Below are 8,007 nucleotides of genomic sequence, written 5' to 3' on the forward strand. Positions count from 1 at the left end.
GGATAAAATATGGGAAGGAACGCATCGGGGATATACATAATCGATGAGGACTATAACGTAGTAAGTTATAATCGTACGGCAGCGAAGATATACCCCGGTTTGAAAAAGGGTGAGAAATGTTATAAATGCGTAATGAACAATGACAGGCCGTGCAGTGAATGCCCGGTATTGAATAAAATTGAAGGACCAAAAACATATCTGGATTCTGTGAGAAAAATTCTGGCATCAGTAGATGCAGTGGAGACAGAACTGTGGAATCATAAGCGCGGTTATGCAATGGTAGTTTCTGTAGTAGCGGACAGTGAACGGTTATCGGATACAATAATGGGCAAAAACGATGATCTGAGATTTCTTGGTGTGATCAATGTCCTTGGAAGCGATTACTGTAATATATATTCCGTGAACCGCAAAGACCGTTCGGTTCAGATCTATCGTTTCAGAGGTCATGCAATGGGCGTAAAAGAAGCTCTTGACAGAAATAACGATTATGAAACTGCTGTTGGAGCTTATATAGAGCAGAATGTGCTTTCGGAAGATCAGGGAAAACTCCGGCAGGCGCTTGCTTTTGAAAATGCATGCCAGCGGCTGACAGGAGCATCGCAGTTTACCGTACACTACAGAGTAAAAAGAGATGGAGAAATTCATTATTTCTACGTGAAATGTGTCAGAGTCGGAGAAGCGGAGAATTTTGAATCTATAGTGTTTGCTTTTGCAAATGAAGATTCAGATGTGCAGCGGTATGAGATGGAGGGCCTTCTGGAACCTGAAGGCACAGCAGGTCGCCGCAAAGTACTTGTGGTAGAAGATAATGAGCTGAACAGGGAAATTCTGTGTGAACTTCTTAAAAAAGATTTTGATGTACTGACAGCTGAAAAAGGTGAAGAAGGTCTGAAACTTCTGTCAGAGTATTACAGATATATTTCGGCAGTGCTGCTTGATGTCTGCATGCCTGTATGTGATGGCTTTGAATTCCTGGAAAGAATTAAGGACGATACCCTTCTTTCTTCTATACCAGTAATTGTTACAACAGGAAGTAACAAGCAGGAAGATGAAGAAAGGTGTCTGGAACTGGGAGCGGTGGATTTTGTTACGAAGCCATATAACAGGCGGATTGTTATCGCCAGACTGAACAGTGTTATCAAGTTCCGGGAGTCGGCGGCTGTGCTGTCAGCTGTGGAATATGATGAACTGACAGGACTTTATACGAAGCAGGCGTTTCTTCACCATGCAAAGACCCTGATCCGTTATCGCAGTAATCAGGAGATATCTTTTATTGTTGCCGATGTCAGAAATTTCAAATGGATCAACAGCGTTTACGGCGAAAAAACAGGGGATAATGTGCTGGTCTATATTGGTCAGCAGCTTCGGAAGTATATCAGGGGCGGTCTGATCTCAAGATATGGAAGTGACCAGTATGTATGTGCCGTATATGGAGAACATGATTCATTTTTTGAGGATATTGATGAGAAAGTAAAAAGTATATCAGCAGATGCACCTGTACCGAATCTTGTTATTAATTACGGAATTTACTGCAACATAGATAAATCGCTTCCTGTAACCCTGATCTGTGACAGAGCATTCCTTGCGATGAAGAGTATACAGGATGATTATGAACGCAGGGTTGCTTTTTATGATGAGGAAATGAGCTGTAAACATATCAGAGACCGTATGCTGGAAAATGATTTTGAAGCAGCAGTTGCAAATAATGAGTTTGTTGCATATTTTCAGCCCAAATACGATGTAAAGACCGAAAAGATCGCAGGAGCAGAGGCACTGGTTCGCTGGATAAAACCGGATGGAACTATGATATTTCCAGGTGAGTTTATTCCTCTTTATGAGAAGGATGGACTTATTGTGAAACTGGACGAATGTATGTTCAGACAGGTATGTTCCATTCAGAAACAGAGAATTGAGCATGGCGAGAAAATTATTCCAATTTCTGTAAATCTGTCCAGAGCCAGCCTGCATTACAGAGGTATGGTAGAAAAATATGTAGAGATCGTAAAGGACACAGGAATTCCGTTTTCTGCGGTGCCGATTGAACTGACAGAAACGGCAGCCCTTTATAATACAAAAATCAAAGAGCTTACAGAAAAACTTGTGCAGGCCGGATTTCAGCTTCATATGGATGACTTTGGTTCAGGCTATTCATCTCTGACAAGTCTGGATATGCTGCCTTTTAATGTGCTGAAGCTTGACAAGAGTCTGGTTGATTTTATTAATCATGACAGAGGCCGTCAGGTCATCCGTCATACAATAGCGCTTGCACACGGGCTTGGAATGAAAGTGCTGGCAGAAGGGGTGGAAGAAAAAGAGCAGAAAGAAACCCTGAAAAAGCTGGACAGTGATGAAATTCAGGGATTTTATTACTCACGTCCACTGCCGTACAGTGAATTTGAAAAATTATATATGGAAATATAACGGAGGAACAAAAATGAGCCAGAACAAAGGCAGAGTTACCATTCCAATCAATCTGGATGTGGTAATAACATCTGTGAAGCTTTTCCATGAATATACGGTAAGCTTCCTGGCTTATATTATGTGGGATCCGGTACATATGTATAATGCAGTGGTAAATGACTGGAAGGATGTAGAACCGCAGATTACTTTTGATGTACGTCAGCCAAAGACAAGGGCATATTCTCTTGAGCGTCCTCGCTGTTTTCTTGATTCTCATCAGTATGTAGATAAAGATCACTTTATCCTGGAAGATGCAGATGGAGAAGTGGATTTTGGCGAAGGAAAGAAAAATATCTTTGCACTTCCTGAAACCGAGATTCTTATCCAGAAAAAACAGGAAGTACAGATGGCTGTAAAGACTTTTGGAAAGGGGCGTGGTGTTTATATCAGCGGACTCCCGTACAGTTTCAAAAACAGTCGTATACAAAGGTGACGGAAGTAGTTTTGATCTTCATCTGGAAGCAAATGAGATCAGATGGTATCAGATCTGAATTTTATAATGGAATAATATGAGTATCGGGGGCTATCTGTTTCAATTCAGTGAAACAACAGCCCCCGTTGATTTTATCTGCTCTGTACATGTTCCTCGATAAAGTTCAGTACAGCATATAATACCATGGCAATCACACACAGAATAATGATGGACATAAGCATTGTACTGAGACGGAATGTCTGACTGCTGTATATTATGAGATATCCGAGTCCGCGTCTGGCACCGATAAATTCACCTATGATAACACCTACCAGACAGAGCCCGATATTTACTTTCATGACACTCAGGATAAGAGGAACAGAAGATGGAAGGACGATTTTCGTCAGTTCATCTTTTTTGGTTCCTCCAAGTGTGCGGATCAGTTTCAGTTTCTCAGGATCCGCTTCTCTGAAACCGGTATACAGGTTGATCACAGAACCAAAGATTGCGACAGACATACCTGCCACAATGATGGTTTTAACGTTGGCACCCAGCCAAACGATAAGAAGAGGTGCCAGCGCTGATTTCGGAAGACTGTTAAGTGTGACCAGATAGGGTTCCAGTACAAGTGAAAGCTTCGGACATGCCCACAGAAAGACAGCAGTACCGATACCGAGAATCACTACAAATGCAAAACTCACAAGAGTTTCCATTACAGTTACACCGATGTGAGAAAGCAGCGACTGATCTTTTATCATACTGAAAAAAGTAGTCCATATTTCAAAGGGACTGCTGAAAATAAAAGAATCAATCCAGCCTTTTCGGGCTGATACTTCCCATAAAATCAGAAAGCCCAGGAACAGAAGAATCCTGGACAATGTGATAAGATATTTTTCATGTCGGATCTTTTGGAGAAATTTTCTTTGGGCAGGAGAAATCTGCGTCATATGATTGAAGCTCCTTCCATATCAGATTAAAATAGTTTTTGAATTCAGGTGCACTGCGGGAGTTAAAAGGAGTACGGTTTTCTATTGAAAAGCAGATTGGAACAATTCGTGCTACGGATGCGGGGCGGCGTGTCAGTACAATTACACGGTCAGCCATGCTGATGGCTTCAGAGATATCGTGTGTGACGAGGATAGCCGGCTTATGTTCTTCTTTTAGGATACGTCCGATATCGTCGCTGACATTCAGACGTGTCTGGTAATCAAGGGCTGAGAAAGGCTCATCCAGAAGGAGAAGTTCCGGTTTCAGAGCCAGTGTCCGTATAAGAGCCGCACGCTGGCGCATTCCGCCGGACAGCTGCGAGGGTCTGGCATTGCGGAACTTACCAAGACCGTAAGTATGCAGCATTTCTTCGACACAGGTCAGTTTGTCGGCTGTTTTTTCACCGCGTATTTCCAGGCCGAGCAATACATTCTGATAGATGCTCCGCCATTCCAGAAGATGATCTTTCTGAAGCATATATCCTATGCGGGAATCTCCGGGAGCAGGTGATGTTCCATTCATGAGAATCTGTCCTTCTTCCGGTTCTGTAAGTCCGCAGATCAGATTCAGAAGTGTGGATTTGCCACAGCCGGAAGGACCGACAACTGCCAGAAATTCACCTGGCATCAGCTGAAAGGATATATGGGAAAGAGCAGGAGTTTCTCCTTCAATCGTATGATAAGAGAGAGAAATATCTCTGATCTCCAGAAGGGGTTTCATACTATACCTCCAAAGTCGTGATTTCATAGATTATTTTAAATCTATATTTTAAGATATGCGAAAGACAGTTCATGTGCTATGATATACAGGTATCAGGAAAAGCTGAAAAGTAATACCTGAAGAAAAGAGGAAGAGGATTGAACAGACGAAATTATCAGAGAGAGCTGGATCAGCTTATTGAAAATATACAGAAAGAAAACAGGGTACCGAAACTTTTTCTCCATGCCTGCTGTGCACCATGCAGCAGTTATGTACTGGAATATCTTTCGCAGTATTTTGAGATTACGGTTTTCTTTTATAACCCCAATATTTCACCGGAGGAGGAGTACCAGAAAAGGGTCAGGGAAATCCGGCGCCTGGTAAGCGAGATGGATTATGTACATCCGGTAACGATTGTTGAAGGAAAGTATGAACCGGAAAGATTTTTTGCGATGGCAAAAGGGCTTGAAAAAGTTCCGGAAGGTGGTGAACGGTGTTTTCGCTGTTACAGACTACGCATGGAAGAGGCTGTGCAGCTGGCAATAGAGGGAGGATATGATTATTTTACAACTACACTTTCCATCAGTCCGCTGAAAAATGCGCAAAAGATAAATGAGATCGGAGAAGAGCTTTCGAAGATTTATGGAGTGGCACACCTGCCGTCAGATTTTAAGAAAAAGAACGGATATAAACGTTCTATTGAACTGTCGCATGAGCATGATCTGTACAGGCAGAATTACTGCGGATGTGTTTTTTCAAAATCTGCTCTTTGATTTCTCACTGGAATGTGATAAACTAATAGATATTTTATGTGTGTACCGCAGTTACAGTTGGGAAGGCAGTACGACACAACAAGGAGGAAGACAGATGGCACAGTTGTGGGGCGGACGTTTCACAAAAGAAACAGATAAGCTGGTTTACAATTTTAATGCGTCAATTTCATTTGACCAGAAATTCTATAAACAGGATATCCGTGGCAGTAAAGCACATGTCAAGATGCTTGCAAAACAGGGAATCCTTACAGAGAAAGAAAGAGATCAGATTCTTGAGGGCCTGGACGGCATCCTTGCTGACGTAGAATCAGGTAAGCTTGAAATCACGTCAGAGTACGAAGATATTCACAGCTTCGTTGAAGCAAATCTGATCGACCGTATCGGAGATCCTGGTAAGAAGCTTCATACAGGCAGAAGCCGTAACGACCAGGTTGCCCTTGATATGAAGCTTTATGTAAGGGACGAGATCGAAGAGATTGATGAAGAACTGAAGAAGCTTCTGGAAGCCCTTCAGACAATCATGGAAAACAATATCCATACTTACATGCCGGGCTTTACTCATCTGCAGAAAGCACAGCCTGTGACACTGGCTCATCATGTGGGCGCATATTTCGAGATGTTCCGCAGAGACAGAAGCCGTATGGCAGATATCCGTAAGAGAATGAACACCTGTCCTCTCGGTGCCGGTGCACTGGCCGGAACTACTTATCCGCTGGACAGATTTTATACAGCAGAGCTTCTCGGATTTGATGAACCTACCAGAAACAGTATGGATTCCGTATCTGACAGAGATTATGTGATCGAACTTCTTTCAGCAATGTCCACTGTTATGATGCATCTCAGCCGTTTCTGTGAAGAAATCATCCTCTGGAACTCCAACGAATATCGCTTCGTGGAGATTGATGATGCCTACAGCACAGGAAGTAGCATCATGCCACAGAAAAAAAATCCGGATATTGCAGAACTGGTAAGAGGCAAAACAGGCCGTGTTTACGGTGCGCTTACTTCCATGCTCACAACCATGAAGGGAATTCCTCTTGCATACAACAAAGACATGCAGGAAGATAAGGAGCTGACATTTGATGTTATTGATACAGTAAAAGGCTGTATTGCTCTTTTTACAGGCATGGTATCTACTATGGAATTCCGCAAAGATGTTATGGAGACAAGTGCAAAAAACGGATTTACCAATGCTACAGATGCGGCAGATTACCTTGTAAATCATGGAGTTCCTTTCCGTGATGCACATGGTATTGTAGGACATCTTGTACTGACCTGCATTGATAAGGGGATTTCTCTTGATGAGCTTTCTCTTGACGAATATAAGAAAATTTCTCCTGTATTTGAAGAGGATATCTATGAAGCAATCAGTATGAAGACCTGTGTGGAAAAACGTGAAACTTATGGTGCTCCGGGACCGAAAGTGATGGAGCAGATCATAGCACTGAACAGGGAATATTTAAAAAATAATTAAAAACCTCTTGCATTTTTATGCAAAGTGGTATAGTATGTACAAGAAAAACAGATGTGTGCGTAGAAAAGACATATCAAAATATAAATAATGAGGAGAACAGTTGTTATGAGCGAAAAACTGAGAGTTGGTATTCTGGGTGCTACAGGAATGGTTGGACAGAGATTTATTTCTCTCCTTGAAAATCATCCGTGGTTTGAAGTTGTTACACTTGCTGCAAGTGCAAGAAGTGCAGGCAAGACATATGAAGAGGCTGTAGGCGGAAGATGGAAAATGGATACTCCGATGCCGGAAGCTGTTAAGAAGATCGTTGTTATGAACGTAAACGAAGTAGAAAAAGTCGCTTCCACAGTTGATTTTGTATTCTCAGCAGTAGATATGTCCAAAGACGAGATCAAGGCTATCGAAGAAGAATATGCAAAAACAGAAACACCGGTTGTCTCCAACAACAGCGCACATCGCTGGACACCGGACGTTCCTATGGTAGTGCCGGAAATCAACCCGGAACACTTTGACGTTATCAAATATCAGCAGAAACGTCTCGGAACAAAGAGAGGTTTCATCGCAGTTAAACCTAACTGCTCTATCCAGAGTTATGCACCGGTACTTACAGCATGGAAAGAATTTGAGCCATATGAAGTAGTTGCCACAACATATCAGGCAATCTCCGGAGCAGGCAAAACATTCAAAGACTGGCCGGAAATGGAACACAACATCATTCCTTACATTGGCGGAGAAGAAGAGAAGAGTGAAAAAGAACCTCTGAGACTGTGGGGCAAGATAGAAGACGGTGTGATCGTACCTGCTACTGAGCCGGTTATCACATGCCAGTGTATCCGTGTTCCAGTACTGAACGGACATACAGCAGCTGTATTTGTTAAATTCCGTAAGAAACCTACAAAAGAACAGCTGATCGAGGCTCTTAGAAACTTCAGTGGTGTTCCACAGGAACTGAACCTTCCAAGTGCTCCGAAGCATTTCATTCAGTATCTTGAAGAAGACAACCGTCCGCAGGTTACAGAAGATGTAAACTACGAACACGGCATGGGCGTTTCCATTGGACGTCTTCGTGAGGATACAGTATATGATTACAAATTCGTAGGACTTTCTCACAACACTGTAAGAGGTGCGGCAGGCGGTGCTGTTCTCTGTGCAGAAACCCTGAAAGCAAAAGGATACATCACAAAGAAATAATAAATGAATAA

General features: G+C 42.5%; 8 protein-coding genes and 1 pseudogene. 7 read left to right on the forward strand and 2 right to left on the reverse strand.

From position 1 onward, the window contains the following. The first annotated feature begins 9 nt into the window (after positions 1-9). From ACTNB8_RS05790 to ACTNB8_RS05805, 4 genes and pseudogenes are all read left to right on the forward strand, one after another. Positions 10-2,421, forward strand: coding sequence for an EAL domain-containing protein (locus ACTNB8_RS05790; protein ID WP_441053076.1), 2,412 nt, complete (start codon positions 10-12; stop codon positions 2,419-2,421). A 55-nt stretch (positions 2,422-2,476) separates the two neighbouring features. After that, positions 2,477-2,689, forward strand: a pseudogene (locus ACTNB8_RS05795) (1,3-beta-galactosyl-N-acetylhexosamine phosphorylase N-terminal domain-containing protein); the annotation flags it as partial. A 36-nt stretch (positions 2,690-2,725) separates the two neighbouring features. Continuing rightward, the gene (locus ACTNB8_RS05800; protein ID WP_441053124.1) at positions 2,726-2,893 is read left to right on the forward strand and encodes a lacto-N-biose phosphorylase central domain-containing protein; all 168 of its coding nucleotides are present in this window, start codon (positions 2,726-2,728) and stop codon (positions 2,891-2,893) included. Further along, entirely contained in the window at positions 2,844-2,951 is a 108-nt protein-coding gene (locus ACTNB8_RS05805) for a 1,3-beta-galactosyl-N-acetylhexosamine phosphorylase C-terminal domain-containing protein (RefSeq protein WP_441053126.1), read from the forward strand. The genes ACTNB8_RS05800 and ACTNB8_RS05805 overlap by 50 nt, the downstream gene beginning before the upstream one ends. Before the next feature lie 73 nt (positions 2,952-3,024). On the opposite strand, the gene ACTNB8_RS05810 is transcribed toward ACTNB8_RS05805, so the two are convergent. Together ACTNB8_RS05810 and ACTNB8_RS05815 are read right to left on the reverse strand one after the other, a co-directional pair. Then, entirely contained in the window at positions 3,025-3,819 is a 795-nt protein-coding gene (locus ACTNB8_RS05810; protein WP_441053078.1) for an ABC transporter permease, read from the reverse strand. Then, entirely contained in the window at positions 3,767-4,579 is an 813-nt protein-coding gene (locus ACTNB8_RS05815; RefSeq protein WP_441053080.1) for an ABC transporter ATP-binding protein, read from the reverse strand. Before ACTNB8_RS05815 ends, ACTNB8_RS05810 begins: the two co-directional genes overlap by 53 nt. Before the next feature lie 137 nt (positions 4,580-4,716). Here ACTNB8_RS05815 and ACTNB8_RS05820 point away from each other — a divergent pair, with 137 nt between their 5' ends. The 3 genes from ACTNB8_RS05820 to asd all read left to right on the forward strand — a co-directional run bounded on the left by ACTNB8_RS05820 (position 4,717) and on the right by asd (position 7,996). Further along, a complete protein-coding gene (locus ACTNB8_RS05820; protein ID WP_441053082.1) occupies positions 4,717-5,331 on the forward strand; it encodes an epoxyqueuosine reductase QueH in 615 nt (204 codons plus the stop codon). Positions 5,332-5,425: 94 nt separating this feature from the next. Continuing rightward, complete coding sequence (gene argH / locus ACTNB8_RS05825; protein ID WP_441053084.1) at positions 5,426-6,805, forward strand: argininosuccinate lyase; 1,380 nt, start codon at positions 5,426-5,428, stop codon at positions 6,803-6,805. Positions 6,806-6,910: 105 nt separating this feature from the next. After that, the gene (gene asd, locus ACTNB8_RS05830; protein WP_296157413.1) at positions 6,911-7,996 is read left to right on the forward strand and encodes an aspartate-semialdehyde dehydrogenase; all 1,086 of its coding nucleotides are present in this window, start codon (positions 6,911-6,913) and stop codon (positions 7,994-7,996) included. The last annotated feature ends 11 nt before the right edge of the window (positions 7,997-8,007 follow it).

The sequence above is a fragment of the Blautia sp. HCP28S3_G10 genome (assembly GCF_052065235.1).
Taxonomy (GTDB): Bacteria; Bacillota; Clostridia; order Lachnospirales; family Lachnospiraceae; genus Blautia_A.